This window comes from Bacillus sp. FSL M7-0558 (assembly GCF_038003245.1).
GTDB lineage: Bacteria > Bacillota > Bacilli > Bacillales > Bacillaceae > Bacillus > Bacillus pumilus.
In genome coordinates, this window is record NZ_JBBOOU010000001.1 from 2,549,719 (window position 1) to 2,576,650 (window position 26,932).

Genomic DNA, 26,932 nt, shown 5'->3' on the forward strand with positions numbered 1-26,932 from the left:
GATTACATACAAAAAAACCCAGAATACCTAGGCATTCTGAGTGTATGAGCGTTACGAGTGGATATTCATCTTTTTTAACTCTTCATTCAAAAGCGGTACCACTTCAAACAAGTCACCGACGATTCCGTAATCGGCAATTTTGAAGATCTCAGCTTCTGGGTCTTTGTTAATCGCCACAATGACTTTACTGTTAGACATCCCGGCTAAATGCTGAATCGCTCCTGATATCCCGCACGCAATATAGAGATCAGGTGTGACGACCTTGCCTGTTTGCCCAATTTGCAGGGCATAATCACAGTAGTCTGCGTCACAGGCACCACGCGAGGCACCGACTGCTGCGCCCAGCGTCTCAGCGAGTTCATTCAGCGGTTCAAACCCTTCCTTACTCTTGACCCCGCGTCCCCCGGCGACGATAACTTTTGCTTCAGATAAATCTACACCTTCTGACGTTTTTTTAATGACTTCCTTCACGATCGTTCGCAGGTTCTGAATATCGACAGAAACCGGTGTAATGTCACCGCTTCGTGAGGCATCCCGCTCAAGAGGTGCCACGTTGTTCGGGCGTATGGTGGCCAAAAGCAGACGATCTGTTGAAATCACTTTTTCGAAGGCTTTTCCAGAGTAAATCGGTCTTGTGAAAACAAGATGTTCTCCGGTAACGCTTACATCAATCGCATCTGAAATTAAACCAGTCTGCAAGCGTGCAGCTATTTTCGGCGACAAGTCTTTTCCGATAGACGTATGGCCAAAGAGGACGGCATCTGGGTCAACCTGATCTAATATGGCTTGAAGTGCCTGCGCAAAACCATCTGACGTATAATATGAAAGGTGCGGATGCTCCACAATCATGACATGATCCGCTCCATAGTATAGCAGTTCATTCGCTTGGTCTTTGACGTCATCCCCTATTAACACGCCAATGACTTCACCGCCATCTGCCACTTGATGAGCGGCAGCAATCGCTTCAAATGTCACATTTCTTAATTTACCGTCACGACTTTCTCCAAGTACAACAACTTTTTTACTCATCTTTCAAGTTCCCCCTTGTTCTCGTGATATCGAAAAGTGGATGTTTAGATGACCTTTGCTTCATTTCTTAATAAATCTGTCAGTTCTTTGACTTGATCCTGAAGCTCACCGCTCAGCACCTTGCCACCCTCTTTTTTCTCCGGTAAGAAACGTTCAATTGTTTTGATTTTATATGGCACATCGTCTTCATCCAGATCTAAATCATCCAGTTCCAATTCTTCTAAAGGCTTTTTCTTTGCCTTCATAATGCCTGGTAATGATGGATAGCGAGGCTCGTTGAGACCTTGCTGCGCAGTGACGACAAGCGGGAGCTCAGCAGAAATGACTTCCACATCACCTTCTGCATCTCGTTCAATCGAAGCAGAGCCGCCGTCAATTTGAATACTTGTAATCGTTGTGACATATGAAAACCCAAGTAATTCAGCAAGACGCGGGGCAACCTGTCCAGAGCCACCGTCAATCGCCACATTCCCTGCTAAGATCAAGGAAGCCTCTTTGTCTTTTAAATAATGGTAAAGAATCGTAGAAGCTGAATATTGATCCCACTCTTCTAAGTCGTCTTCCACATTTAATAAAACGGCTTGATCGCAGCCCATAGCAAGCGCTGTTCTCAGCTGCTTTTCCGCATCCTCACTGCCAACTGTCACAACGGTCACTTCTCCCCCGTGCTCGTCGCGAAGCTGGATGGCTTCTTCTATGGCGTACTCGTCATAAGGATTAATAATGAACTCTGCTCCATCTTCTTGAATTGCACCAGACTGAATGGAAATCTTCTCTTCCGTGTCAAACGTACGCTTCATCAAAACAAATATATTCATCCATTTCTCCCCCTTGTTTCGTTTGAATCCTTTATTCCCCTTTAAAATTCGGTTTGCGCTTTTCGATAAAGGCTTGGATGCCTTCTTTGGCGTCATTCGATTGGAAAATCTCACCGAACTTTTTGGCTTCTAGCTTCATTCCGCCATCATATGAATACAATTTTGTTGCGTTCAATAAATCCAGCACATACTCGAGTGATTTTGGACTTTTCGTTGCAAATTTTGACGCAAGTGTTTTGGCTGCTTCGAGCGCCTCTTCCTCTGTTTCTGCCAGCTTTGAAACAAGTCCGCAGGCAAATGCTTCTTCACCTGTAATCGGTTCAGCTGTACCCATCATTTCCAGCGCTTTAGCAGAACCAACATAGCGCGGCAGGCGCTGCGTACCGCCGAATCCCGGAATGATGCCGAGGTTTAGTTCCGGCAATCCAAGCTTCGCATCCTTTGTTGCGATTCGGATATCACAAGACATGGCAAGCTCAAGGCCCCCGCCTAATGCCGCTCCGTGAATTGAGGCAATGACCGGTTTTGGACATTGTTCAATCCGTTCAAAGACCTGCTGCCCTCTGTCTGCAAGGCTTGAATAGTCAGACTCTTCCTGTAACGTCGTAAATTCCTTAATATCAGCTCCTGCTGAGAAAAATCTTCCTTCCCCGTGGATCACAATGGCTCTTACTTCTTCATTTTGTTCGAGCTGGTCAAACATGTCATTAAGCTCGGTGAGCAGCTGAGAAGATAAGGCGTTTGCTGGTGGATGCTGAATCGTGATAAGTGCTGTCTGTCCTTCATGATGTAAGGTGAGTATCTTTTCCATGTCAATCATCCTTTTTCAAAATGTCTTTAAGATTGATGTATTCCGTTTAAGAGTAGATCACGTACGTTTTCTGCGAGTGCAGGAAGATCATATTTTTGATCATTCATGACCCATGTTGTAGCGGTTTCATCAATCGTCCCAAATACCATTTGTCTCGCTAAGCGGACATCTAGATTTTGTCTGAATTCTCCTGTTTTCTTTCCTTCTGCTAATATCGACTCGAGCATATTTAAATACCCTTTCAGCACCTCATTGATTTTTTGCCGCAGCTCAAGGTTTGACTGCCTGAGTTCAAGCTGTGTCACAAGAGCCAAATGATGATTTTGCGCAAGCATACGAAAATGCTCCTCAATAAGCAGTAGAAGCTTTTCTTTCGCCGACGGTTTCTTTTGAATATCTGTTTCCATTCGTTCGATGAATTGTCCCATTTTTTCTTTGAACAATGAGATCAAAATATCCTCTTTATTTTTGAAATAAAGATAAATGGTTCCGTCTGCTACCCCTGCTTGTTTCGCAATTTTTGAAACTTGTGATTGGTGATAGCCGTTCTCTGCAATCACCACAACTGCTGCATCAATAATTTGCATGTACTTCGGTCTTTTCTGCTTCAATGTGCTTCGTCCCTTTCTGGATTGAATGAGTATTCATTCATAACTTTATGTTAAAAAGAAACGGGCGATTTGTCAAGTGATCTTCTTCTTTCTTTTCCACCTTTAGCATACCAGAGGAGGCGGTCAACATTCAAATCATCCGGCCGATGGACCGGATGATGAAGCCGTTATGTTTTCGGTTGATCGGCAGGCGTTTCAGATGAAGAAGCGTGCTTTCTTTTTTCTTCTTCAATTAATACTCTGCGCAAAATCTTCCCGACGGCTGTTTTAGGCAGTGACTCTTTAAATTCATACACGCGCGGTACTTTAAATGAGGCAATTCTCGTCCTGACAAAGCGATCAAGTTCGTCCTCTGTTAAGTAGGCATCCTTTTTTGTTACAATAAATGCTTTCACTGTTTCTCCTCTGTACGGATCTGGAATACCTGCGACGACGACTTCTTGTACAAGCTCATGCTCATAAAGGGCTTCTTCGACTTCTCTTGGGTAAATATTATAGCCGCTCGCAATGATGACATCTTTTTTCCGGTCGACGATATAGAAAAAACCGTCCTCATCCATATACCCTATATCTCCGGTGAAAAACCAGCCATCTCGTAATACAGCCTCTGTCTCCTCTGGCTGATTCCAGTATCCTTTCATGATCTGAGGGCCTTTAACAATGATTTCTCCATGCTCATATGGTTCTTTGAGGCCTCCGGTTTCCTCGCAATAAATACCGGCATCTGTATTAGGCCACGGACAGCCAATGCTGCCTGTTTTGTTCGCTCCCCATAAAAAGTTAGAATGAGTGACGGGTGAGGTTTCTGAAAGTCCGTACCCCTCCACTAAGCGTCCTCCTGTTAATTTTTCAAAGCTTTGTTTGACTTCAACAGGAAGTGCCGCTGAGCCGCTTAGACATGCAGTGATGGACGATAGATCATACTTTTCAATGTTCGGATGATGCAGCAAGGCGATATACATAGTTGGTGCACCTGGAAAGAGCGTCGGCTTCTGTTTTTCAATCGTTTTGAGGGTATCAGCTGCGTCAAATCGCGGAAGTAGAATCATTGAATGCCCTTCTTTGACAGCAAGATTTAAGACGGTCGTCATTCCGTAGACATGAAAAAACGGAATGATGCCGAGGATGCGTTCTTTCCCCCTGGTCGTTTTATACATCCAGGAAGCGCACATTTCAGTATTCGCTAAAATATTTTCATGTGTGAGCATGACGCCTTTTGGTAACCCGGTCGTTCCGCCAGTATATTGCAAAACAGCGATATCCTCTTTCGGATCAAAGGCAAGTGCGGGTATCTGCTGTTCACCTTCCGATTCTTTCATAATCTGCGCGAAGTGATGAATGGTGTCATTTTTCTCCACTTGGATGACCATTTTATTTTTTCTTCTTTGCACAATAGGAAACAGTATGTTTTTCGGGAATGGTAAATAATCTTGTAGTTTGGTGACGATTAAGTGCTCCATACTTGTCAGCGCTTTCATTTTATAAGCCTTTGGATACAACAAATCTAGCGTGATCAGCACTTTGGCGCCGCTGTCTTCTATTTGATATTCCAGTTCTTTCTCCGTATAAAGCGGGTTTGTTTGAACAACGATGCCGCCTGCTATTAAAACAGCATAATAAGAAATGACCGATTGAGGACAGTTCGGCAGCATGATCGCTACTCTGTCGCCTTTTTTCACGCCAATTTTCAGCAGATGACTGGCTAGTTTCAATACGTCTTCTTGCAGCTGTTCATAGGTGATGTTCTTTCCTAGAAAATGAATGGCTGTATGCTCAGGTGCAGCCTCTGCGGAGCTGAATAAGTAAGATTGTAATGTTTCATTTGGGATGGTGAGTTCGTGGGGAATTTGATTCGGGTAATGCAGAAGCCAACGTTTATCTGACTGCATAAAAACCCTCCTTCCTGAACTTTCGTACTATTATATTATAGCAAACTTTTCCTTAGGGCAGTTTGCTTTTTTCTAATAGGGCTTGGTTCAATTGCATATGTTTACTTTTTCGCCGGTGTTTCGATAGAGGCTCTTTTTCCTTCATGATGCCACTGTTTATATAATCCACCGATTGCACGAAATGAGTCGTTGACTCTTTCTACGATCTGTTGATGGATACTAGGGTCATTCGGTAAATGCGTCTGGATGTTGTCGACTTGATACTTCCTCATCATGTCGATATAAACCGTGAGAAAAATCGTGTCTTCTAAAATCCAGTAAATGACTTCATCCGCCACTTTTGTTCTTTTATGCAGCATTTGAATGCCTCGTTCATATTGAATGAGGATATAACCACTCGAATCGATTTGAATATAGGGACTCAAATCATCAAAAAATCCTGACGTTTGAAATGGACGTGCAATATACGGTTTGTATATGTCTCTTGGAAGGGATGTCATTTGAAGACAAGTATCAATGCGCTTGATTAGTTCGTCTTTTTGCAGAATGTGCTTCATGTCATTCGCCGCCTTTGATGAGATAAAAGCTGCCAAGGGATTCCCTGACAGCTTTCTAACGCCTGTTTTTTTCATTTCACAGGAACAGATAAACGGCACCAATGACCGCAAAAGTGCAGGCAACTACGATTAATACTTTTGCTAGCTTTTCCATGTCGTCTCCTTAAATGCCGGCTGCTACTACGTAAGACAGCCCAACTGAAATGATGAGTGAAATAAACCCGACCGCTCTATTATCATTTTCAATCTCTTTGTCTACTTTAAAACGTGGTGTTAAAAATTCAAAAATGAAATAGCTGACAAGCAGCATCACAAAGCCGTATACGCCCCATCCAATCATTTGAAGAAGGGAATTGTGCTGTGCGATTGAATGTTGAAATACATTCGCAATCCCAAAGATTTTCCCGCCTGTTGCCATGGCAACGGCTAAGTTCCCCCGCTGAATCTCTTCCCAATTCTTATAGGAGGTGACGAGTTCAAAAATGGTTAGAAATAAGACGAGACACAGGACGGCCACGCTATAATAGGCGGCAATTTCCACAAGTTCATTTTCCCAAAAGGCTTTCATGCGTTTTCTCCTTTTTACTTTAATTCGACGATGGTGACGCCTGATCCTCCCTCACCTTGTTCGCCAAAACGAGCATTTTTCACACTTCGATGCTGTTTCAATAATTCCTGAACCCCTTTTCTAAGGGCGCCAGTTCCTTTACCGTGAATAATAGACACGCGCGGATAACCAGCTAATACAGCATCATCTAAATATTTTTCGACTCTGCTTAAGGCATTTTCATAACGCTCGCCTCTTAAATCGAGTTCCAGCGAGACATGATAATCTTTCCCTTTGACTGCCGTGATGGCTTTTTCTTGCTTAAATTCAGGTGCTGATTTGATAAATTCCATGTCTTTTTCTTTTACCTTCATTTTCAGAATGCCCATTTGGACACTCCATTCTTTGTCGCCTGTTTGTTCAAGCAACGTTCCTTTTTGCCCGAAGGTAAGCACTTTGACTTCGTCGCCTGCCTTCAGCTGTCTTACTGCTTTTTTCGCTGGCTCTGGCTTCTTTTTCCTGTCAAACTCAGGAACAGCTTCTTCAAGACGCTTTCGCGCATCGATGAGTTCATGCTCTTTGAATGAGCGGTGCTCACTTTTTATTGAACGGAGCTCTTGAATGATATCTTCTGCTTCTTTTGATGCTTGTTCAATTTTCTCTTTCGCTTTCTGTTCAGCTTCTTCAAGCAGTTTGTCCTTTTGCTCATTCCATTCAAGAATTTGTCTTTGCAATTCTTTATGAAGCTTTTCTGCTTCTTTTCTATAGACTTCTGTCTCATGCAGTTCTTCTTCTGCTTGTTTCTTGCTATCTTCTAATGAAGCGATCATTTGGTCTACTTCATTATGCTCTGCATGCATATCTGCTTTTGCCCGGTCTATAAGGTGATCTGGCAAACCAAGACGCTTTGAAATTTCAAATGCGTTGCTTCGTCCAGGCACACCGATGAGCAGGCGGTACGTTGGTGATAAGGTTTCAATATCAAACTCCACGCTTGCATTTGTGACGCCTTCCCGGTTATACCCATATGCCTTCAGCTCGGGGTAATGAGTCGTTGCGATGACACGTGCATTCGTTTGATGCACTTCATCTAATATGCTCATCGCAAGTGCCGCACCTTCAGCTGGGTCTGTTCCTGCCCCTAATTCATCAAATAAGACGAGAGAATTAGAAGTCAAATGCTTTAAGATATCGACAATATTGACCATATGAGATGAGAACGTACTCAAGCTTTGTTCAATGGATTGTTCGTCTCCAATATCAGCAAAGACTTGGTCGAACACAGCCACTTCAGAGCCTTCTTCAACTGGAATATGGAGGCCCGCCTGTGTCATCAGCGTCAGAAGACCTAGCGTTTTTAAAGTAACGGTCTTTCCCCCTGTATTTGGTCCAGTGATCACGATCGTTGAAAAATCTTTACCGAGCTCAATATCATTTGCGACAACTTGATCCCGGGGCAATAGAGGATGTCTTGCTCGTTTTAAATAGATTTCTCCTTGATCATTCACAGCAGGTTTTGTGGCTTTTTCTGTCTTTGCATATTTAGCTTTAGCAAAAATAAAATCTAGCGTCTGCAGTTCCTTTACATTGTGAAGCAGTTCCCCAATGTGCTCTGACACGCTCTCTGTCAGCATTTGCAGGATCTTTTCAACCTCTTGCTTCTCTTTTAAACGGGTTTGCTGCAAGGTGTTATTTACATCCACGACCACTTGCGGCTCAATAAAAAGGGTCGCCCCTGATGAAGACTGGTCATGAACAATTCCGCCGTAATTCGAGCGGTACTCTTGTTTCACCGGAATAACAAACCGGTCATTACGAATGGTGACAATTGTGTCTGACAGCATTTTCGAAGCCGATTGTGAACGAATCATCGATTCTAATTTATCGCGGACCTTTGATTCTAGTGAGCGTAATTGAATGCGTAATGAACGAAGGGCAGGAGTTGCATGATCAAGCACTTCTCCATTATCACCAATACAGCTTTCGATTTCTTTTCTGATTTCAGGCAGTAATATCAGTGTCTCAGCATATGTCTGAAGGCGCGGTATATCTACTCCATCTTCATACATGGACGTGAGAAAGTGCTTCATATTTTTCACCGCATATAATAGCCCTGCGATTTCCATCAGCTCAGAAGGGCTTAATGTACTGCCGATTTCTGCCCGTTTCACTGCGCGTCTAATATCTGTTAACCCGCCAAATGGCGCTGATCCCTTTAAGCGGATCACATCTTGCGCTTCTGCTACCTCTTCCAGCAAATGCTGAATGGTTTCTATATCCGTCAGAGGTGTTAAATCCTGCGCTCTTTCTTTTCCTAATGTGGATGCGGTATAGGACATCACTTTTTCTTTTACTTTATGAAATTCTAATGATGCTAACACTTTTTGTTGCAGCATGGTCCAGCCTCCTAACGACTACCTGTCACGCGTTAAAAACTTTTTGATCTCGTTTAGAGTAAAAGTATTCACGACATTTGCTTTTGGTGTCCAGCCCTTTCTTGCAGCTGTTACACCGACTTCCATATGTTCCAGCATGGCGATGTTGTGCGCATCTGTATTGATCATGATGTGCACACCCGCTTCATTTGCTTTGATTAAATGCTCTGTTTTTAAATCAAGTCTTGACGGATTGCTGTTGAGCTCAAGTGCAGTGCCCGTTTTCTTCGCAAGCTCTATGAGTTGATCTATATTTAAGGCATAGCCATCCCGTCTGCCGATCAAACGGCCTGTTGGATGTGCAATTAAATCGACATGCTGATTACGCAAGGCATTTTCAAGGCGTTCCATAATGACTTCTTCCGGCTGAGAGAAGCTAGAATGAATAGACGCAATGACAAAATCCATGTCTTTTAAAAAGTCATCATCATAATCTAACGATCCATCCGGCAGGATATCCATTTCGACCCCTTTGAAAATGTGAAAATGCTCGAATTCCTGATTAAGCTTGTCAATTTCTTTTGCTTGCAGACGCAAACGTTCTTTTGTTAAGCCGTTGGCTACTTTTAAATATTGCGAGTGATCTGTAATCGCCATGTATTCATAGCCTTTTGCGATACATGCTTCCACCATTTCACGAATAGAGAAGGCTCCGTCACTCCATGTCGAGTGCATATGTAGGTCGCCTTTGATATCTTTCAGTTCTACAAACTGCATACTTTCTTTATACGTATCAATCTCCGCTCCGGTTTCACGAATTTCTGGCGGAATGAGCGGAAGTTGAAAATGTGCATAAAAAGCGCTCTCGTCTTCAAACGTTTTTACTTCTCCAGTTTCAATTGTTTCCACACCATATTCGCTAATGCGCTCTCCGCGTTCCTTCGCAAGCTGACGCATTCGAATATTGTGATCTTTTGAGCCAGTGAAATGGTGCAGTGTAGTTGCGAATTGGTCTACTGTCACAAGCCGGAAGTCGACACTGATCTCAAAATCAAGGGCAAGCACAACAGATACCTTCGTATCACCGCTTGCGATGACATCTTTCACATCATCAAGTGCAACAAGCTGCTCTCTGACTTGCTCAGGATTGTCTGTTGCAATGATATAATCTAAATCTTTGACGGTTTCGCGTGCACGTCTTAAACTGCCGGCTCTTGAAAAACGGATGATACCTTTCATCTCTTCAAGCGCATAATCAATCCGCTCTGCCACATCTAATGCAAAGCCAATTGGTAGTCGTTCCGGCTGCTTTCCTGCTTCCTCAAGAGCTGCGAGAATCTTTTCTTCTGTTTTTTTGCCGAAACCAGCAAGCGCTTGTACCTTTTCCGCTTCGCATGCTTCTTTTAGAGACTGTGCATCATGGACGCCAAGCTCTTGGTAAAGCTTAGCGATCTTTTTGCCGCCGAGTCCTGGCAATTTCAAAAGCGGGACAAGTCCTTCAGGCACTTCCTTTTTTAATTGTTCGAGTGTTTCTGATTGTCCTTTTTCGATATACTCAGTGATCACAGCAAAGGTTCCTTTTCCAATGCCGGGTAATGCTAGTAGATCATCTATTTGAGAAAGGCTGCGGTCATCTTGCTCCAGTGCCGCTGCTGCTTTACGAAAGGCAGAAATCTTAAAAGGATTATCTCCTTTTAGCTCCATATATACTGCAATTGTTTCAAGAAGTTTGATAATATCTTTTTTATTCATCTCTCATCCTCCAGCCGCTTTGGCATCTTCCTTTATAAATATACAAACTTTTCCTTCATCCTACAACTTTCTGTCATGGAATGAGAAAAAACTTCTCCAAGAAAGGAGAAGTTTTTAAACTCCATACGTCGTCCATAAGTCTTTAACAAGACCGGACAGATAAGGGGTGTTGCTTACGATCGCATCTGCTAATATGGATTTGCTCAACATTGTTTGCAGTGCATCGACTGGAAGTAATGCAGCGACAAACAAGAGAATAAATACAAATAGATAGGTTTCAAGAAATCCTAAAACACCGCCAAGCAGTTTGTTGACCTGTTTAATCACAGGTATACTTGCAATGGTTGTGAGCAATCCGCCAATGATGGCGAGCAGGATTTTGGTCAAGATAAACAGAATGATAAACGCAATGGTATTATAATAAGCTGTTTCTAGATTCCCACTAAAGAAAGCGAGCTGCGCTTGACCGCCGCTAAAATTAGGTGCTGGAATCCACGTAAGCTGTGGTGCAAGTGACTGATAAAACATGGAAGCCACTAAGATAGAAACAACAAAGCTGATCAATTTAATAAATTGAAGAATAAACCCGCGTTTTAGACCGACAAGCGTTCCCATAAGAAGCAAAAACAAAATGATGATATCGATCACGGTAATTTCATTCCTTTTCTTTAAGCTGAATCTCTAGTTTTTCGTATTGCTCTTTTAATTTCAAGTAGTCGTGGACGACATTGACTGCTGTCAGTACAGCTAATTTGTTTATATCAAGGTATGGGTTTTTTTCATTTATTTCTCTCATTTTATCATCAACAATTGAAGCAACGTGTCGCATATGCATCTTCGTTTCTTGACCGATGATCGTATAGGACTGTCCGTAAATCTCAACTGTTGTTTTCGTTTTACCGCCGTCAGACAACGTTTCTCCTCCATTCCACGAGAATCCTAGTCTCTATCATAACATGTTTAGACATTGAATGGAAAGACGAGCCCTTCCCTGTTATGGTACACTTTAGAAATCAATGATATCAAGGTAAAAAGGAGTTATCCACTGTGCCCCAATCCGTCTTAAAAGCAACATCAGAAGACCTTAAAAAAATGAAGAGCGCGTATGCGCACCACTTAACTGATACGTTACCATCAGGCGCCCTTTTTCAAGCAAAGGTTCCTGGCTGTACAATTACAGCCTATCGATCTGGAAAAGTGCTATTTCAAGGACAAAAGGCTGAAGCTGAAGCCAGTCAATTCAGCCATTTAAAAGCAGCTGATACGAAAAGCCCAAAAGCACCTGCTGTCACAAAATACAGTCCGCCGTCAGGGATTGCTTCTATGTCCGTCATCGGTTCAGATGAAGTAGGAACAGGTGATTATTTTGGACCGATAACGGTCTGTGCCGCCTATGTCGATTCAAGCAAGCTTGCTCTCATGAAAGAGCTTGGCGTAAAAGACTCAAAAGGCCTAAAAGACCCGCAAATTATCAACATTGCCAAAGATCTCATCAAAACCATTCCGTTCAGCCTGCTCGTACTCCGAAATGAAAAGTACAATGCGATGCAGGAAAAGGGCATGAGCCAAGGAAAAATGAAGGCGCTCCTTCACAACCAAGTCATCACCTCTGTGCTGGAGAAATTAGATGGGAAACAGCCTGAAGCTATTTTAATTGACCAATTTGCAGAACCGGGTATTTATTTCAAGCATCTTGCTGGAAAAAAAATTATTCGGGAACGGACGTACTTTAGCACAAAAGCAGAAGGCATTCATTTGTCAGTTGCTGCCGCATCCATTATTGCAAGGTACTCTTTTTTAATTGAAATGGATAAGTTATCTAAAGCAGCAGGGTTTGACATTCCAAAAGGAGCCGGTCCTCATGTAGACAAGGCGGCTGCAAAGCTCATCAAGCTGCACGGCGAAGAGGCTTTACGTCAATTTACAAAGCTGCATTTTGCCAACACACAAAAAGCGAAAAAATGGTTATAAAAAAGAGCTAGGCCCATATGGCCTTAGCTCTTTTTTCTTTAACCGCGCAAGACGGCTTGATACGTATCTTCTAATGCTTTCAATACTTTTGTATGAACAGCCGTGACTTCTTCCTCTGTCAATGTTTGTTCCGGATTTAAATATTGGAGAGAGAATGCAACAGATTTTTTGCCTTCTTCCATATGTTCACCTTCATACACGTCAAAGACGGATAGATCAGTCAGTAAATCCCCGCCTGCCTCATAGATGACGCGCTCCAGCTGTCCGCTTGAGATATGCTGATCTACAACAAGTGCAATATCTCTTGTCACAGCAGGGAATCTCGGAATTGCTGTATATTTCATATCCTTCGATTCAGACGTCATCACATCTGTTAAATCAAACTCGAAGACATATGTTTCTTTTAAATCTAATTCCTTTTCAATAACTGGATGAAGTGCAGCAACAAACCCAATGACTTTTCCATTTAAATGAACATCTGCTGTACGACCTGGGTGAAGACCCTCACGCTCTGCTTGAACATATGTGATTTGGTCTGATACACCAAGCTTTTCAAATAGACCTTCTGCAATTCCTTTCGCTACATAAAAATCGACAGCTTTTTTCTCGCCCTGCCAAAGATTTTTATGCCATAAGCCTGTCAGCGCACCAGCGACATGCTCTTTTTCCACCGGTTTTGCTCCTTCAGCTCCTGCTAAGAACACAGAACCCGTTTCATAAAAACCAAATGAATCAGCTTGTCTTGCCAAGTTATATGCAACAGAATCAAGTAAGTTTGGCAGAAGACTTTGTCTAAGCACACTTCGTTCTTCACTCATTGGCAGGGAAAGTCTCGTTTTATAAGCTGGATTCAATGCAAAAGCTGTAGACTTATGCTGATTTGTCAATGAATACGTGATCGCTTGAGAAAGACCTGCGCCTTCTAAGAAGCGTCTCACCTTTCTGCGCTTCACTTGATATGGCGTGAGACCGCCAACTGTACCAGCTGTCGCAGGCAGTGTAGACGGGATATTATCGTAGCCATATAATCTCGCAACTTCTTCAGTGAGGTCTTCTTCAATCGTGATATCCATTCTACGAGAAGGAACCGTTACAACAAGAACGTCATTTGATTCGCCTACTGTAAAGCCCAATTTGTTGAAAATTTGAATCATATCTTCTTTTGAAATGCTCATGCCAAGCACCTTGTTCACACGCTCAGTAGATACTTGGATGACATTCATACTTGTTTCAAGGTGGTTTTCCTCCACAGTCCCGCTTAGCACTTCACCACCTGCATAGATGCTGATCAGTTGCGCTGCTCTTTCGGCTGCTGATTTCGTACGCTGCGGATCAAGTCCTTTTTCAAATCGTGTACTTGATTCACTGCGAAGCCCCAAGTCTCTAGATGCTTGACGGACTGTTTGACCGTTGAAATATGCCGCTTCTAAAAGAATTGTTGTCGTTTCATCACGCACCTCTGATTCAAGACCGCCCATGACGCCTGCGACAGCGTGCGCTTTCGTCCCATTAGTGATCACAAGATGCTTTGATGAAAGTGTACGCTCTTGCTCATCAAGTGTTTGAATGCTTTCGCTATCAGTCGCTTTACGTACGACCACTTGCTTTGAACCAAAGCGGTCATAATCAAATGCATGAAGCGGCTGACCGTATTCAAGCAGTACAAAGTTCGTAATATCGACGACGTTGTTAATTGGGCGAATGCCTGCATTCATCAATCTTGTTTGAATCCAAAGCGGTGCTGGTCCAATCTTTACATGTTTAATGATCTTCGCAGCATAAAGTGGATTCGCTTCTTGATCCTCAATTTTCACTGAAATATAGTCTGCTGCTTTTTCTGAAGACGTGTCATGTGCTGTATCAGGAAGTTTGATATCCTTCCCTAAAATGGCTGCAACCTCATAGGCGACACCTAGCATATTCAGGGCATCCGCACGGTTTGGCGTTAAGCCAAGCTCAAGTACCGCATCGTCTAATTGAAGTGCCTGAAGGGCATCATCTCCGGGCTTGACGTCATTTGGGAAAACAAAAATACCTTCTGCATATTCCTTTGGTACGAGTTTGCTTTCTACACCTAATTCTTGCAGAGAACAAATCATGCCATGAGACTCTTCGCCGCGCAGCTTTGCTTTTTTAATTTTAAAATTCCCAGGAAGGACTGCGCCAACCGTTGCGACAGCCACATATTGTCCTTTATCCACATTCGGAGCTCCGCAAATAATTTGAACCGGTTCGTCTTCTCCGATATCTACGAGACATTTGTTTAATTTGTCGGCATTTGGGTGCTGTTCTCGCTCCACGACGTGTCCAACGACAACTCCTTTAATGCCTTCACCTTTATATTCAACGGCTTCCACTTCAATTCCGCTTCTTGTGATTTTTTCTGCTAATTCATCCGGCTGAATGCCTTCTAAATCGACATAGTCTTCTAACCATTTATATGAAACAAACATGTTGATTTCCTCCTCTTAGTCCTGCTTGAATTGCTTTGTGAATCTAATATCATTTGTGTAGAAATGGCGAATATCATCAATGCCGTATTTGAGCATCGCAATCCGTTCAACACCCATTCCAAAAGCAAAGCCTTGGTAAGTTTCTGGATCAAATCCGCTCATTTTCAGGACATTTGGATGAACCATCCCAGCTCCTAAAATCTCAATCCAGCCTGTTCCTTTACATACAGAACAGCCTTTTCCTCCGCATTTAAAGCAAGACACATCCACTTCGACAGATGGTTCTGTGAATGGGAAAAAGCTTGGACGCAGTCTAATTTCACGATCTTCACCAAACATTTTTCTTGCGACTGTCTCAAGCGTACCTTTTAAATCACTCATGCTAATATTGTGATCGACAACAAGCCCTTCAATCTGCATAAATTGATGTGAATGAGTCGCGTCATCACTATCACGTCTATATACTTTTCCAGGGCAGATGATCTTCACAGGACCTTGTCCTTTATATTTTTCGAGTGTACGTGCTTGAACTGGTGACGTTTGTGTTCTAAGCAGTGTATCCTCGGTAATATAGAAGCTGTCCTGCATATCACGTGCCGGATGCTCCTTTGGAAGATTCAGCGCTTCAAAGTTATAATAATCCGTTTCTACCTCAGGACCTTCCTCAACGGTATAGCCCATACCAATAAATAAATCTTCAATATCTTCGACAACAATCGTTAATGGATGTCTTGCCCCCATTTTGATTGGGCTTGCTGGCAATGTAACATCGATCGTTTGTGACGCAAGTTTCTTCTTCACTTCTTCTTTTTCTAGCTGTTCATTTTTTTCAGCAATAGCACCAGCAATCTGCTCTCTCACTTCGTTTGCGAGTGCGCCCATTTTTGGTCTTTCTTCTGCGGAAAGCTTGCCCATTCCGCGAAGCACCTCTGTGATCGGCCCTTTTTTCCCTAAATATTGAACACGAATGTCATTGACTTCTTTGAGCGAGCTAGCTGCTTCAACCTTCGCTATCGCTTCTAATTCAAGCTGTTTTAACGTTTCTTGCATGAGTGTAATCCTCCTTTTGATATACAAAACCGTCTGGATAAACGGCTGTTTGATCGTTTGAAGACAATAAAAAAACCCGTCTCCTCTAGAAAAGAAGGGACGAGTTGTGGTCGCGGTACCACCCTTGTTAAGCACAAATACATGTGCGAATAAGCTTCATTGACATAACGGAATCAAACGAATCCGGTTCACCTTTACGCAAAGCTTGCGGTCCCGGTGACAACTCCAGAGGTGAATTCCTGTTTCAGCATTCCTTAAATGCACTTTCAGTCTACGATGCATTCTCCCTATAAGGCCGCTCCTTGAAACAATCTTCCTCTATCATGGTTTTTAAAATATTAGTTTCATTATAGTGAAAATAAGCGCATGTTGCAACACTATCCACGCAAATGATAGACAAGAACAGCTGCTGCAACAGCCACATTTAATGATTCTGCCTGTCCATACATTGGCACATATAAATTATGGTCTGTCATTTGCAGAATCTCTGGGTTTATACCCGCGCCTTCATTGCCCACAATTAATGCAAACGAACCTTCTGCCGTTACGCTTCTATACGCTTTCGCCTTATTTAAAGCACTTCCGTATACAGGAATGCCTTGCTCCTTACATGCTGGTATGGTCTGCTGAAGGCTTTGCTTTAAAATGGGCAGGTGGAAATGTGACCCTTGTGCGGAACGGAGCGTTTTTCCGTTAAACGCATCCACTGTTCCATCGCCTAAGATCACAGCATCAAGTCCAGCAGCATCTGCTGTCCGAATGAGTGTGCCTAGATTCCCTGGGTCCTGCACTGCATCTAATAGAAGAAGTCGTTCATACTTCTTTTCTTCAAATACAGGAACTGTACAAACTGCCGCGATGTGCTGAGGCGTTTCCGTTTCGGTCATGGCAAAAAAGGCTTCCTCGCTCAGTTCATAAAGTTCAATGTCCGGATCAATATGAGAAGGAAGCTTATCAGGCGATGTGACCATTAATTCTTTCACAACTCCGCTCTTCAATGCTTCTTCCACTAAGTGGATTCCCTCCACGAGAAACAGCCCCGTTTTCGTTCGTTCTTTTTTCGTATGGAGCTTTTTCCACTGTTTAATGTTTGTGTTTTTAGCTGATTCTATATATTTCAAGCGACTTTAACTCCTTTAAATATCATGAATTTATTATATCTCATGCACACTACATAATAAACCTGTCTTTGAGACAGAATAGGGCTATTACCATCAAAAAAGGAGTGTGGGCAATGGATTTTAATTTAAGAGGCGCAGTCATTCAAAACATCACTGGCCATAATCAAGAGCAGCTTGAGCATACGATTTTAGATGCCATTCAAAGCGGTGAGGAAAAAATGCTGCCAGGCCTTGGCGTGTTGTTCGAAGTGCTATGGCAAGAAGCATCAGAAAACGAGAAAAACGAGATTCTTGAAACATTAGAGCAAGGCTTAAAGCCTCATCAGCAGCAATAAAAGAAGCCGGTTTGCTTATCATAGCAAACCGGCTTTTTCATTTAGCCAGTGATCGGTGTTTCCATCCGAAGCGCTGGATCACGCCAAATGTCGACCCATTTTTTAATCGCAAACACAATAATCACAAATCCTAAGATCAGCATAATGATTGACAGCACAGCATTCAGCACGCTGTAACCTGCTGCCTCGGGATTAAGGTATACATTTGCTACCATCCAATAGCCCGCATAATTCACTGTCACATATAAGTAAGCAAGTGGAATTAAACAAGTCAGCATATATCGCCTTTTATCTGCAATTTTTAAGACAACGGTTGCTCCTATGATGAGACCGACCGATGCCATTAACTGGTTTGATACCCCAAATAGTGCCCAAATGGACCCGATGTCTCCAGAGTAAAGCAAGTACCCCCACATAAAACAAGCAAGCGCACTTGCGAACACCGACCCAGGGACCCAATCATTTCGTTTAAGCGGTTTATAAGCTTCGCCAAAGAAGTCTTGAATCAAATATCGTGCCACACGTGTCCCTGCATCAATAGCGGTTAAAATAAAGACGGCCTCAAACATAATGACGAATTGGAAAAAATAAGACGCCAAATGACCAAAGAACGGAATTCCCGTAAAGATATACGCCATCCCTACAGCTAATGTCACAGCTCCACCCGTTCTTCCTTCTAAATCAAGACCAATTTCCTTACTCAGCTGCGGAAGGTTCTCGACACTCATCCCGAGTGTTCTGAACACTTCTGGCGTACTGTTTATTGCAAAATAATCGCCTGGATGAAGAGCGGTAGCGGCAATTAACGCCATAATTCCAACTAGACATTCTACTAGCATTGCGCCAAAAGCGACAGGCTTCATATCACTCCAGCGGTCAAGCATTTTAGGCGTTGTCCCAGATCCAACAAATGCGTGGAAACCAGATATGGCACCGCAAGCAATGGTTATTGAAATAAAAGGCCAGACAGGACCAGCTAAAACAGGACCTCCTCCATTCACAAACTCCGTAAAGGCTGGGAATTGAATCGTTGGATTGACGACAAAGATTCCAGCAATCAATGCGATAAAAACACCTATTTTCATAAAGCTGCTTAAATAGTCCCTCGGTGCGAGCAGCAGCCAAACCGGCAATGCCGCAGCAAAAAAAGCATAGATCGGCAAGGCAAGAGCAAGTGTTTTTGTATCAAGTGTTAAAAGATCGCCAAGTGCCGTTCCTTGAATATTCGGCCCAAGGAATACACCAACCATCAGCAAAATAAATCCCGCAGTTGTCGCCAGTTTTAAATTGCCTGTCTTTTTATAATAAAGACCAACCCCCATCGCAATTGGAATCGTGATTCCGACTGCAAATGTCCCCCAAGGGTTACGTTCTAACGCATGAAGCACAACCATAGACAGTCCTGCCATTGTGATCGTAATGATAAACAGCATCGCAAGCCCTGTACAAAATCCTGCGACAGGTCCTAGCTCTTCCTTCGCTACCTCTGATAACGATTTCCCCTTTTTTCGCATCGACGCAAATAAGACGACAAGATCATGTACAGCTCCGCCTATCACTGCGCCAATTAACAGCCAAAGAAGACCCGGTAAATACCCAAATTGTGCGGCTAAAATCGGACCCACTAACGGACCTGCAGCTGCAATCGCAGCAAAGTGATGCCCAAATGTGACCCATTTATTGGTTGGCACATAATCCTTCCCGTCCTCTAATGTGTGAGCCGGTGTAGGATGATCGTCTGTCACCTTTAAGACTTTGACCATCATAAATGTGCCATAAAGACGATAGGCAATCGCTAAAATACACATAGATGCTATGACAATTGTAACCGCATTCATTTAACCATCCCCTTTGTACAAACAATTTGTTACAAATATAACATAAATTGATTGATTTTTCTTTCCTTTAAAACCAAGTTGACAAATAAGAATAATGTGTTTATTCTTAAGGTAGCTTCACCTACTTCCATAAACTCTCTTTTGACAGGGCATTCTTTAGGCTCTGTCCTTTTTATTGCTTTCATCTTACAAAAATAAAAGCCAGATCACATGTGCCTTATTCACTAGAATATTTTTTCTTCTTCTCTCAAAAACAGTTCTTTTGGCGTAACTTAAAATGACAGTTCATTTCCTGGGAAATTCAATGAAATAAAAAAAGCCCTTCCCCTATACTGAGGAAAGGCTTTCTTACTTAAGAACCGTACGTGATCTGCTCAACCGTTTTTTGATCAAGTCTTTTGATCACTTCTGTTAAAAGCTTCACTGCATTTTCATAATCATCTCGGTGAATCATCGCTGCATGGGTATGAATATATCTACTTGGTATCCCGATCGATAGTGATGGCACACCATGACCTGTTAAATGGATACCGCCAGCATCTGTCCCGCCGCCAGGCATAGAGTCATATTGGTACGGAATGTTCAATTCATCCGCTGTTTGGACAACAAAATCCCGAAGCCCTTTATGAGATACCATAGAAGCATCAAATACAACAATCGTTGGTCCTTTGCCAAGTTTGCTTGTTGCTTCTTTTTCAGTAATGCCCGGTGTGTCTCCTGCTACACCAACATCAATGGCAAATCCAATATCAGGCTGGATTGTAGCCGCTGCTGTTTTGGCACCACGCAGGCCAACTTCCTCTTGTACAGTTGCAACACTGTAAGCAATATTCTCATGCTGAGTATTGTGTAAGTTCTTCATGACATCAATCGCAACTGCACAGCCGATACGGTTGTCCCATGCTTTTGCAAGGAGCATTTTTTCATCATTCATCACTGTAAACTCAAAATAAGGGACGATTTGATCTCCAGGCAGAACGCCCCACTCCATTGCCTGTTCTTTGCTTGATGCACCGATATCAATAAACATATCTGTAATCTCAATCGATTTTTTTCGAGCTTCAGGTGACAAGACGTGCGGCGGCTTTGAGCCAATCACACCTGTTATGTCTCCCTTTTTCGTTACAATCGTCACACGCTGCGCGAGCATGACCTGCGACCACCATCCGCCGACAGTTTGGAAGCGAATGTAGCCTTTGTCATCAATTTTTGTCACCATGAATCCTACTTCATCTAAGTGACCAGCAAGCATAATTTTAGGTCCGTTTGCGTTTCCTTCCTTCTTAGCAATTAAGCTGCCAAGGCGGTCACTAGAGACTTCATCTGCATATGATTCTATGTATGTCTGCATGACTTTTTTGACATCACGTTCATTTCCTGGAATCCCTTTTGCATCCGTTAGGTCTTTCAGCATAGTTAATGTTTGATCTAGCTTTGTCATTCCATATATCCTCCTTTATCTTCATGGTGCATTCTTATTATACAAAACCTTTTTCGTTCAATACGATCTTTTTATGAATATTTTTTCGTTTTCCGAAATATTTTTTTAAAAAAAGTTGAAACCTTTTGGCCTTTTCATTCGTAGTACATCAGATAACGGTATTGGAGGTGCATCCTGTCATGTTTGTAATCCTCATTAGACTAGCTCTTGTTGCACTGCTTGTCTACATCTTCTACATGGCGGTAAAATTCTTCTCAAATCCGAGAAGAAAGCTGAAACAAGCACAATTAAAAGAAGGCTTTTATTTTATGGACGAACAACAAAATGCACGTAAAAATTTTAATTTCGTCTATAAAGGTGTCTTGTTTGAAGGGGAGAAGCATGTTCCTTCTAAGGATCATCCTCTATTTGTCCACTCCATTTACGTTTGGACGGAGTCACCTGAGAAGCTAAGTGAATTTACATTAGAAGACTTTGAAAAATTGGAGGAAAACATTATCGAACGTTATCCTCAAACAAAAATTGATTGGGATCAGCCCATTAAAAAAATCAAACAAAAAAAAGGAGCAGACACGCCGTCTTGATGGCGTCTGCTCCTTTTTCAGATGAACTTGATATATCCTAATATGATCAACTGCACCATGATTAACACTGGCATGCCAATTTGAAAGGCAGGATGCTTTGTTTTATGACGGAAATACTGCATCCCTAGATACGATCCAGCAGCCCCAAAAAGCACGGCAGCACTCCATAAGTGCGCCTCTGAAATTCTCCATTTATGCGCTTTTGCCCGGCGCTTGTCCTCTCCCATGAGAAAGAAACCATAGCCATTTACCAAGATCAGCAGCACAATCAACGCGATATTCATTCATTTCACCTCACATGATGAGCAAAAAAGATCACCCCTCGACGGAATGATCTTTCATATGACTTACTTGTCTAGTTGTGCTTTTGCAGCATCAGCAAGCTGATTGAATGCACTTAGGTCATTCACAGCAAGGTCAGCAAGCATTTTGCGGTTTACTTCGATACCAGAAAGCTTTAGGCCATGCATTAAACGGCTGTAAGAAAGACCGTTCATACGAGCTGCAGCATTGATACGAGTGATCCATAGTTTACGGAAGTCACGTTTTTTCTGACGACGGTCACGGAAAGCGTAGTTTCCAGATTTCATCACCTGTTGGTTTGCTACTTTGTATAATCTATGTTTTGAACCGAAATAACCTTTTGCTAATTTAAGAACCTTTTTACGACGCTGACGCGACACAGTTCCGCCTTTTACTCTTGGCATTGTAATTCCCTCCTATGATTCCTATTCCAAATTACTTGATGTTTGCAAGTTGTTGTTTGATACGTTTGAAATCTCCAGCACTTACGATTGCGCTCTTACGCAATTTACGTTTTTGCTTTGTAGATTTGTTAGCGAACAGGTGACTTGTGTACGCATGAGAACGTTTAAGTTTACCAGAACCTGTTTTTTTGAAACGTTTAGCAGATCCGCGGTGAGTTTTCATTTTTGGCATTGGATATTTCCTCCCTCTGTTACTTTACTTTTCGACTTTTGGTGCAAGCATGAGGAACATGCTACGTCCGTCCATCTTAGGTTTTGTTTCTACTGTTGCTACTTCAGCGCAAGCTTCAGAGAAACGGTCTAACACGCGCTGTCCGATTTCTTTATGCGTAATCGCACGCCCTTTAAAGCGGATAGAAGCTTTCACTTTATCGCCCTTTTCAAGGAATTTGATTGCATTACGGAGCTTCGTGTTAAAATCATGTTCATCAATTGTCGGGCTCAACCGAACTTCTTTTAAGCTAATGATTTTTTGATTCTTACGTGCCTCTTTATCCTTCTTCTGCTGTTCGAATCGGAACTTACCATAGTCCATGATTCGGCAAACAGGTGGTTTTGCATTTGCAGCAACTAACACAAGGTCAAGATTGGCTTTCGTAGCAATTTCCAGAGCTTCCTGGCGGGTTTTAATCCCCAGCTGATCGCCATTTTGTCCGATCAAACGAACTTCACGCGCACGAATACCTTCATTAACTAATTGATCTTTGCTAATAGTGAGCCACCTCCATGAGATTTTGAATTGAGTTCACAATTCATTTTGACCATTTCGTTGTATGTTTTACAGGCAAACAAAAAGTGTGGGCATATAAAACACCCACACTGCGAACATTTGCATGAAAAAATAAATGTACGGTCAACCTGTCAACTACAAACACGTGTCAATCAGGTGAGAAGCGGGTGCTTCTGCTTGTGATATCTATTCAATTCGTTAATTATTCTACACAATTTTCATTTGTCCGTCAAGTAACCGAACTCTTGAAACAACTTTTTCATTTTAGCATGATTAAACGAATTGGGCAAGGCTTTTTCAAAACAATCACGTCATCAAAGAATGAATTGCATAAAGATTGGGATGACAATGACAGTCACAACTCCTACGACCACAACAGCAATACTTGCCATGGCCGCTTCCACTTCACCCATCTCAATCCCAACAGAGACGCCAAGTGCATGTCCTGATGTACCGAGTGCAAGCCCTTTTGCCACTGGATTTTTAATTCGAAACCATTTTAAGAAGAAAGCACCTAGTGCATACACAATGACTGCATTAAATATGACCGCAAAGGCTGTGATATCTGCAATTCCGCCAATATCCTTTGCAATCGGAAGAGCAATCGCTGTCGTCGCTGCCTGCGGGAGCATACTTTTCATTACAGCCGCATCAAGATGAATGCCTTTTGCTACGACATACACAATTGTAATGGAGCAAAGTGATCCTACAAAAATAGCGGATAAAATCTGCCACCAATATTTTTTAAGCAATGCGCGCTGCTTATAAAGCGGAATAGCGAAAGCAATCGTCGCAGGCTCTAAGAAAAACTTGATAATCTTGCCGCCCTCATTATAATCTGCATAGGAAAAACCGCCAATTTTCAAAAATAAAATACCTAACACCATGGCGACAAAAAGTGGTGTAAATAAGAAGAAGCCTTTTGATTTTTTAAATAAGAATGTACCGATTCCAAAGGCGACCAATGAGACGACTATACCAAAATAAGGACTCATCGTACTTGTACCCATCCTGCATCCCTCCTTTAATGCGTGCTTGAAGCTGGTTTATTAGAATGAGAAGGAGCCGATTTGCTCTCCTTTGTCTCTTTACGTTTCTGTGGTTTGTCTGATAATTGCATGAGAAGCTGCGTGAATAGCCCTGTCGCTGCAAGTAACATAATCGTTGCAATGATAATGACACCGACGACTTGCACACCTACTTCTTGCATGACACCTAGTGATTGAATAACCGAGATACCAGAGGGAACAAATAGAAAGCTAATGAGCCCTGTCAATGATGTACCTAATTGCTCCACTTGCTCCAGTTTGACGATTTTCGTTGTCAGCAAAACAAATAATAGAACCAGACCGATCACAGATGCAGGCATCGGAATTGGTAAATACATTGAAATGAGATTAGAAACGAACATTACGGTTGCAAAGATAAATGCTTGAGATAGAAATCCATATACTTTAGTGGCACTCATGCCCCTTCACCTCTTTCTTCGACTGCCCTCAGTATATGGCATGAAATAAATGAATGAAGCGTTTACAATCAAACTCGCCGGATTCAATGAATGAAATGCAGAAAACGAGTATTGAAATACAAATAAAAAAAGCCGTCCTAATCTAGCAGGAGCGACTTCTTTAGTTCTTTGGCGTAAGTGCGGCTGACAGGAATAATCGACCCGTCTGTCATATGCAGATTATACGTCGAATTAAACCACGGCTGTACTTCTTTCATATGAGAGGTGTTCACGATATAGCTTCGATGAACCCTCATAAAATAAGCCTCAGGGAGTTTCTTTTCAATGACCACAAGCGGTTCTGTGACCTCATACATGTGATCCTTTGTTTTTACAACCTTTTTCCCCTCACTAAGCCCTACATACATGATCTCTTCTACTTGCAGAATGACAATTGAATCATCGACTGAGATGGCTAATTTTTGCTGATGGGGGATTTTCTCATCTGATAGCTGGTGGTCTTGCGTCTCAACAGATTTCCACTTTTTAAACTTTTGGATCGTTTGGAAAAGCCGCTCTTCATCGAATGGTTTTGTTAAGTAATCAAGCGCACTTACCTCAAATGCCTTCAGCGCATACTGATCAAAGGCTGTCGCAAATACAATCGCTGGCGGATCAGACATCCGGTTGAGCCTTTTGGCAATATCAAATCCATTTTCACCAGATAAATCAATGTCTAAAAAGAGCAGGTCCGGCTTATGATCCACCATCCGGTCAAAAGCTGATTCTATATTTTCTGCTTCCTCTATTTGAACATCCTCTTTCGTTCTGCGTAATAAGTATTTTAATTCGTCTCTTGCTAACACTTCATCATCTACGATTAATACATTTATCAACGAAAATCATCCTCTTTTACATAGTCCATTGGAATGCGAAATGAGATGTCAGTGCCTTGGCCGCTATGAATAGATAGAGCGGCTTGTCTGCCAAAAATCCCTCTTAACCGCTGATCTAAATTAAAAAGAGCCGTACCTGTTCCTTCTTTGGATTCAACAGGCGCTTTTAATAACTGAGCCATCTTGTCATTCTCGATTCCCTGTCCATTATCAGTCACTTTCATATTGACATGCCCATCTTTCATCACAGCAGATACGATGACTTCACAGCTCGTTTGATGTTTAGGAAATGCGTGTCTCACTGCATTTTCAACAAGCACCTGAAGCACAAATGGCGGAATCATCACCTGCTCTAGCTCCTTTTCAATTTGAAAGGTCACGTGGTATTTATTTGGAAACCTTGCTTGTTCAAGTGACAAATAGGCTTCTACATGCTGAATTTCTTTATGAAGTGGAATGAGCAGCTGGCGGGCGCCTTGCAAATTGGATCGAAAATATATACTCAGCTGAAGCAGCAGCTTTCTAGCCATCTCTACGTTCGTTCTGCACAAGACAGAGATGGTATTAATGGCGTTAAATAAAAAGTGCGGATTCACTTGCGCTTGAAGCGCTTTGATCTCTGCATCTTTTAGCAGACGGCTTTGGGTTTCTGCCTCCCCAAGCTCAAGCTGTGTGGAAAACAGCATCGCCAAGCCTTCTGCAAGCTCCTCCTCTACCCTGCTTAATCCGACCGGAGAATTGAAATACATTTTTAACGTTCCGATCGTTTGACCATTGGAGGTGAGGGGCAGCACAATCGCCGCTTGAAGCGGGCAATGGGTGACTGAACAATTGATTTCATCTTTCGAATGTGCCTTCATAATTTTGCCGCTCATCAATACTTGTTTCGACAGTCCTGTAATGAGGCTTTTCGATGGAATATGATGATCTGTCCCATCTCCAACATGCGCTAAAATCTTTTCTGTATCGGTTAAGGAGACCGCATCTGTTTCTGTTAATCGATGAATGATCTTCGCCACGCTTTTACATGACTGTTCATTTAACCCTTGGCGGAAGAAAGGCAGCGTTTGATCGGCGATTGAAAATACACGGTGTGTCTGCATCGCCTTTGCCTGCTCTTCTTGCCGAATGACTGACTGTAAAATCGATAAAAAGATAAAGCTGCCAATTCCATTCACAAAAATCATCGGCAGGGCAATAATACTCACAAGCCCCCAAGCATCAGCAAATGGCTTTGCAAATAGAAGGATAATGATCATCTGCAAGGACTCCATTGCCACACCAAAAAGTGCGGCTTGGCGAGGTGTCACCATTCGATTCTTCCGCTTAAACCTGCTGCCGACATAGCCTGCAATCACACCGGCTAAAATCGAAGAAATCGCACAGCTGAGTGCCGTGCTTCCTCCTAATGAATAGCGATGAATCCCAGCTAGAAGCCCTGCGCCAATGCCAACAAACGGCCCTCCTATTAATCCGCCCATTTCGATTCCCATGATTCTCGTATTGGCAATTGAGCTTGACGAGCCGAGATGATAGGAAAACTCATGATTCATGACCATCTGCTGCTGGATTTCAATTCCTGTGTAATTGCTGATAATACTAAAAGAAGCAAAAATAAAGACAAGGACTGCCTTTTTTCGAAACCCTTCATTATGAAGCAATAGATTGCGAAAGCCCTTCACATGGGCAAGCACAAACCCTAAAATAACGATGATCCCAACACGCTCGATCATCATAATAATTAAATGAAGCAAACCTGCCACCTCAATTGATGTATGTATTATTTACTGTCTTTCTATTCTATCATGTGCGGTCAATGTTCAAATATCTCTCAAATCTTTTCTTTATTGCCCTCATCTTCTATTGTAAAATGAACTTGAGCCGTCACTTGCAATTGAAGGTAACACATA

Annotated in this window: 27 protein-coding genes and 1 other annotated feature; of the genes, 3 read left to right on the forward strand and 24 right to left on the reverse strand. The window is 42.5% G+C overall.

The window, feature by feature from the left end; genetic code table 11:
* Nucleotides 1-51: 51 nt before the first annotated feature.
* The 11 genes from MHB79_RS12890 to zapA form a co-directional block, all read right to left on the reverse strand.
* Entirely contained in the window at nt 52-1,029 is a 978-nt protein-coding gene (locus MHB79_RS12890; protein WP_003216494.1) for an electron transfer flavoprotein subunit alpha/FixB family protein, read from the reverse strand.
* 44 nt (nt 1,030-1,073) lie between these two features.
* Nucleotides 1,074-1,847, reverse strand: a complete 774-nt coding sequence (locus tag MHB79_RS12895) for an electron transfer flavoprotein subunit beta/FixA family protein (RefSeq protein WP_012010823.1) — start codon at nt 1,845-1,847, stop codon at nt 1,074-1,076.
* A 31-nt stretch (nt 1,848-1,878) separates the two neighbouring features.
* Nucleotides 1,879-2,658: an enoyl-CoA hydratase gene (locus MHB79_RS12900; RefSeq protein ID WP_003216795.1), complete on the reverse strand. Its 780-nt coding sequence runs from the start codon at nt 2,656-2,658 to the stop codon at nt 1,879-1,881.
* A 26-nt stretch (nt 2,659-2,684) separates the two neighbouring features.
* The gene (locus tag MHB79_RS12905) at nt 2,685-3,269 is read right to left on the reverse strand and encodes a TetR/AcrR family transcriptional regulator (protein ID WP_003216590.1); all 585 of its coding nucleotides are present in this window, start codon (nt 3,267-3,269) and stop codon (nt 2,685-2,687) included.
* 167 nt (nt 3,270-3,436) lie between these two features.
* A complete protein-coding gene (locus tag MHB79_RS12910; protein WP_226803814.1) occupies nt 3,437-5,158 on the reverse strand; it encodes an AMP-binding protein in 1,722 nt (573 codons plus the stop codon).
* Between the two features lie 101 nt (nt 5,159-5,259).
* Nucleotides 5,260-5,715 (reverse strand): immunity 63 family protein, encoded by a 456-nt coding sequence (locus MHB79_RS12915; protein ID WP_340989919.1) that lies wholly within the window; start codon nt 5,713-5,715, stop codon nt 5,260-5,262.
* Nucleotides 5,716-5,878: 163 nt separating this feature from the next.
* On the reverse strand, nt 5,879-6,283 hold the full coding sequence (locus MHB79_RS12920; RefSeq protein ID WP_008345990.1) for a DUF350 domain-containing protein: 405 nt from the start codon (nt 6,281-6,283) through the stop codon (nt 5,879-5,881).
* A gap of 14 nt (nt 6,284-6,297) precedes the next feature.
* Nucleotides 6,298-8,655 carry an endonuclease MutS2 gene (locus MHB79_RS12925; RefSeq protein WP_340990605.1) on the reverse strand — a complete coding sequence of 786 codons (2,358 nt, stop codon included), beginning with the start codon at nt 8,653-8,655 and terminating at the stop codon, nt 6,298-6,300.
* A 21-nt stretch (nt 8,656-8,676) separates the two neighbouring features.
* A complete protein-coding gene (gene polX, locus MHB79_RS12930) occupies nt 8,677-10,389 on the reverse strand; it encodes a DNA polymerase/3'-5' exonuclease PolX (protein ID WP_335343176.1) in 1,713 nt (570 codons plus the stop codon).
* 114 nt (nt 10,390-10,503) lie between these two features.
* Nucleotides 10,504-11,037, reverse strand: coding sequence for a CvpA family protein (locus MHB79_RS12935; protein WP_003216761.1), 534 nt, complete (start codon nt 11,035-11,037; stop codon nt 10,504-10,506).
* A 7-nt stretch (nt 11,038-11,044) separates the two neighbouring features.
* Nucleotides 11,045-11,302, reverse strand: a complete 258-nt coding sequence (gene zapA, locus MHB79_RS12940) for a cell division protein ZapA (RefSeq protein WP_012010831.1) — start codon at nt 11,300-11,302, stop codon at nt 11,045-11,047.
* A gap of 134 nt (nt 11,303-11,436) precedes the next feature.
* Here zapA and rnhC point away from each other — a divergent pair, with 134 nt between their 5' ends.
* Nucleotides 11,437-12,360, forward strand: a complete 924-nt coding sequence (gene rnhC / locus MHB79_RS12945) for a ribonuclease HIII (RefSeq protein ID WP_340989921.1) — start codon at nt 11,437-11,439, stop codon at nt 12,358-12,360.
* A 38-nt stretch (nt 12,361-12,398) separates the two neighbouring features.
* On the opposite strand, the gene pheT is transcribed toward rnhC, so the two are convergent.
* The 3 genes from pheT to MHB79_RS12960 form a co-directional block, all read right to left on the reverse strand.
* Complete coding sequence (gene pheT, locus MHB79_RS12950) at nt 12,399-14,813, reverse strand: phenylalanine--tRNA ligase subunit beta (protein WP_340989924.1); 2,415 nt, start codon at nt 14,811-14,813, stop codon at nt 12,399-12,401.
* 15 nt (nt 14,814-14,828) lie between these two features.
* A complete protein-coding gene (gene pheS / locus MHB79_RS12955; protein ID WP_050943608.1) occupies nt 14,829-15,863 on the reverse strand; it encodes a phenylalanine--tRNA ligase subunit alpha in 1,035 nt (344 codons plus the stop codon).
* Nucleotides 15,864-16,240: 377 nt separating this feature from the next.
* Complete coding sequence (locus MHB79_RS12960; RefSeq protein ID WP_137055308.1) at nt 16,241-16,984, reverse strand: TrmH family RNA methyltransferase; 744 nt, start codon at nt 16,982-16,984, stop codon at nt 16,241-16,243.
* A 113-nt stretch (nt 16,985-17,097) separates the two neighbouring features.
* Between MHB79_RS12960 and sspI the strand changes: the two genes are divergently transcribed.
* Complete coding sequence (gene sspI / locus MHB79_RS12965) at nt 17,098-17,319, forward strand: small acid-soluble spore protein SspI (protein ID WP_003216243.1); 222 nt, start codon at nt 17,098-17,100, stop codon at nt 17,317-17,319.
* 41 nt (nt 17,320-17,360) lie between these two features.
* Here the strand turns inward: sspI and cstA are convergent, their stop codons facing one another.
* The gene (gene cstA, locus MHB79_RS12970; protein ID WP_050943606.1) at nt 17,361-19,157 is read right to left on the reverse strand and encodes a carbon starvation protein CstA; all 1,797 of its coding nucleotides are present in this window, start codon (nt 19,155-19,157) and stop codon (nt 17,361-17,363) included.
* 352 nt (nt 19,158-19,509) lie between these two features.
* The gene (locus MHB79_RS12975) at nt 19,510-20,598 is read right to left on the reverse strand and encodes a M42 family metallopeptidase (RefSeq protein WP_050943605.1); all 1,089 of its coding nucleotides are present in this window, start codon (nt 20,596-20,598) and stop codon (nt 19,510-19,512) included.
* Nucleotides 20,599-20,777: 179 nt separating this feature from the next.
* Here MHB79_RS12975 and MHB79_RS12980 point away from each other — a divergent pair, with 179 nt between their 5' ends.
* Nucleotides 20,778-21,182: a hypothetical protein gene (locus tag MHB79_RS12980; RefSeq protein ID WP_003216690.1), complete on the forward strand. Its 405-nt coding sequence runs from the start codon at nt 20,778-20,780 to the stop codon at nt 21,180-21,182.
* A 17-nt stretch (nt 21,183-21,199) separates the two neighbouring features.
* On the opposite strand, the gene MHB79_RS12985 is transcribed toward MHB79_RS12980, so the two are convergent.
* From MHB79_RS12985 to MHB79_RS13020, 8 genes are all read right to left on the reverse strand, one after another.
* Nucleotides 21,200-21,466, reverse strand: coding sequence for a DUF1294 domain-containing protein (locus MHB79_RS12985; protein WP_003216616.1), 267 nt, complete (start codon nt 21,464-21,466; stop codon nt 21,200-21,202).
* 63 nt (nt 21,467-21,529) lie between these two features.
* Nucleotides 21,530-21,889: a 50S ribosomal protein L20 gene (gene rplT / locus MHB79_RS12990; protein ID WP_003216409.1), complete on the reverse strand. Its 360-nt coding sequence runs from the start codon at nt 21,887-21,889 to the stop codon at nt 21,530-21,532.
* 31 nt (nt 21,890-21,920) lie between these two features.
* The gene (gene rpmI, locus MHB79_RS12995) at nt 21,921-22,121 is read right to left on the reverse strand and encodes a 50S ribosomal protein L35 (RefSeq protein ID WP_003216324.1); all 201 of its coding nucleotides are present in this window, start codon (nt 22,119-22,121) and stop codon (nt 21,921-21,923) included.
* Between the two features lie 24 nt (nt 22,122-22,145).
* Nucleotides 22,146-22,661, reverse strand: a complete 516-nt coding sequence (gene infC, locus MHB79_RS13000) for a translation initiation factor IF-3 (protein WP_034620611.1) — start codon at nt 22,659-22,661, stop codon at nt 22,146-22,148.
* Nucleotides 22,662-22,732: 71 nt separating this feature from the next.
* Nucleotides 22,733-22,864, reverse strand: a sequence feature (ribosomal protein L20 leader region).
* Nucleotides 22,865-22,993: 129 nt separating this feature from the next.
* Complete coding sequence (gene lrgB, locus MHB79_RS13005) at nt 22,994-23,689, reverse strand: antiholin-like protein LrgB (RefSeq protein WP_170966027.1); 696 nt, start codon at nt 23,687-23,689, stop codon at nt 22,994-22,996.
* Between the two features lie 14 nt (nt 23,690-23,703).
* Nucleotides 23,704-24,147, reverse strand: coding sequence for an antiholin-like murein hydrolase modulator LrgA (gene lrgA, locus MHB79_RS13010; RefSeq protein WP_284906670.1), 444 nt, complete (start codon nt 24,145-24,147; stop codon nt 23,704-23,706).
* A gap of 137 nt (nt 24,148-24,284) precedes the next feature.
* Nucleotides 24,285-25,022: a LytR/AlgR family response regulator transcription factor gene (locus MHB79_RS13015; protein WP_340989927.1), complete on the reverse strand. Its 738-nt coding sequence runs from the start codon at nt 25,020-25,022 to the stop codon at nt 24,285-24,287.
* Nucleotides 25,019-26,776: a sensor histidine kinase gene (locus MHB79_RS13020; RefSeq protein WP_284906667.1), complete on the reverse strand. Its 1,758-nt coding sequence runs from the start codon at nt 26,774-26,776 to the stop codon at nt 25,019-25,021. Before MHB79_RS13020 ends, MHB79_RS13015 begins: the two co-directional genes overlap by 4 nt.
* Nucleotides 26,777-26,932: the final 156 nt, after the last annotated feature.

What these genes read in the sequence shown, in the direction of transcription:
- polX (WP_335343176.1), bottom strand. Translation starts at nt 10,389, where the DNA reads ATGAATAAAAAAGATATTATCAAACTTCTTGAAACAATTGCAGTATAT.
- cstA (WP_050943606.1), bottom strand. Translation starts at nt 19,157, where the DNA reads ATGAATGCGGTTACAATTGTCATAGCATCTATGTGTATTTTAGCGATT.
- MHB79_RS12900 (WP_003216795.1), bottom strand. Translation starts at nt 2,658, where the DNA reads ATGGAAAAGATACTCACCTTACATCATGAAGGACAGACAGCACTTATC.
- MHB79_RS12910 (WP_226803814.1), bottom strand. Translation starts at nt 5,158, where the DNA reads ATGCAGTCAGATAAACGTTGGCTTCTGCATTACCCGAATCAAATTCCC.
- lrgA (WP_284906670.1), bottom strand. Translation starts at nt 24,147, where the DNA reads ATGAGTGCCACTAAAGTATATGGATTTCTATCTCAAGCATTTATCTTT.
- lrgB (WP_170966027.1), bottom strand. Translation starts at nt 23,689, where the DNA reads ATGGGTACAAGTACGATGAGTCCTTATTTTGGTATAGTCGTCTCATTG.
- MHB79_RS12915 (WP_340989919.1), bottom strand. Translation starts at nt 5,715, where the DNA reads ATGAAGCACATTCTGCAAAAAGACGAACTAATCAAGCGCATTGATACT.
- MHB79_RS12975 (WP_050943605.1), bottom strand. Translation starts at nt 20,598, where the DNA reads ATGACAAAGCTAGATCAAACATTAACTATGCTGAAAGACCTAACGGAT.
- MHB79_RS12985 (WP_003216616.1), bottom strand. Translation starts at nt 21,466, where the DNA reads ATGAATATCGCGTTGATTGTGCTGCTGATCTTGGTAAATGGCTATGGT.
- MHB79_RS12895 (WP_012010823.1), bottom strand. Translation starts at nt 1,847, where the DNA reads ATGAATATATTTGTTTTGATGAAGCGTACGTTTGACACGGAAGAGAAG.
- MHB79_RS12890 (WP_003216494.1), bottom strand. Translation starts at nt 1,029, where the DNA reads ATGAGTAAAAAAGTTGTTGTACTTGGAGAAAGTCGTGACGGTAAATTA.
- rpmI (WP_003216324.1), bottom strand. Translation starts at nt 22,121, where the DNA reads ATGCCAAAAATGAAAACTCACCGCGGATCTGCTAAACGTTTCAAAAAA.
- MHB79_RS12920 (WP_008345990.1), bottom strand. Translation starts at nt 6,283, where the DNA reads ATGAAAGCCTTTTGGGAAAATGAACTTGTGGAAATTGCCGCCTATTAT.
- pheS (WP_050943608.1), bottom strand. Translation starts at nt 15,863, where the DNA reads ATGCAAGAAACGTTAAAACAGCTTGAATTAGAAGCGATAGCGAAGGTT.
- MHB79_RS12980 (WP_003216690.1), top strand. Translation starts at nt 20,778, where the DNA reads ATGTTTGTAATCCTCATTAGACTAGCTCTTGTTGCACTGCTTGTCTAC.
- rplT (WP_003216409.1), bottom strand. Translation starts at nt 21,889, where the DNA reads ATGCCAAGAGTAAAAGGCGGAACTGTGTCGCGTCAGCGTCGTAAAAAG.
- pheT (WP_340989924.1), bottom strand. Translation starts at nt 14,813, where the DNA reads ATGTTTGTTTCATATAAATGGTTAGAAGACTATGTCGATTTAGAAGGC.
- sspI (WP_003216243.1), top strand. Translation starts at nt 17,098, where the DNA reads ATGGATTTTAATTTAAGAGGCGCAGTCATTCAAAACATCACTGGCCAT.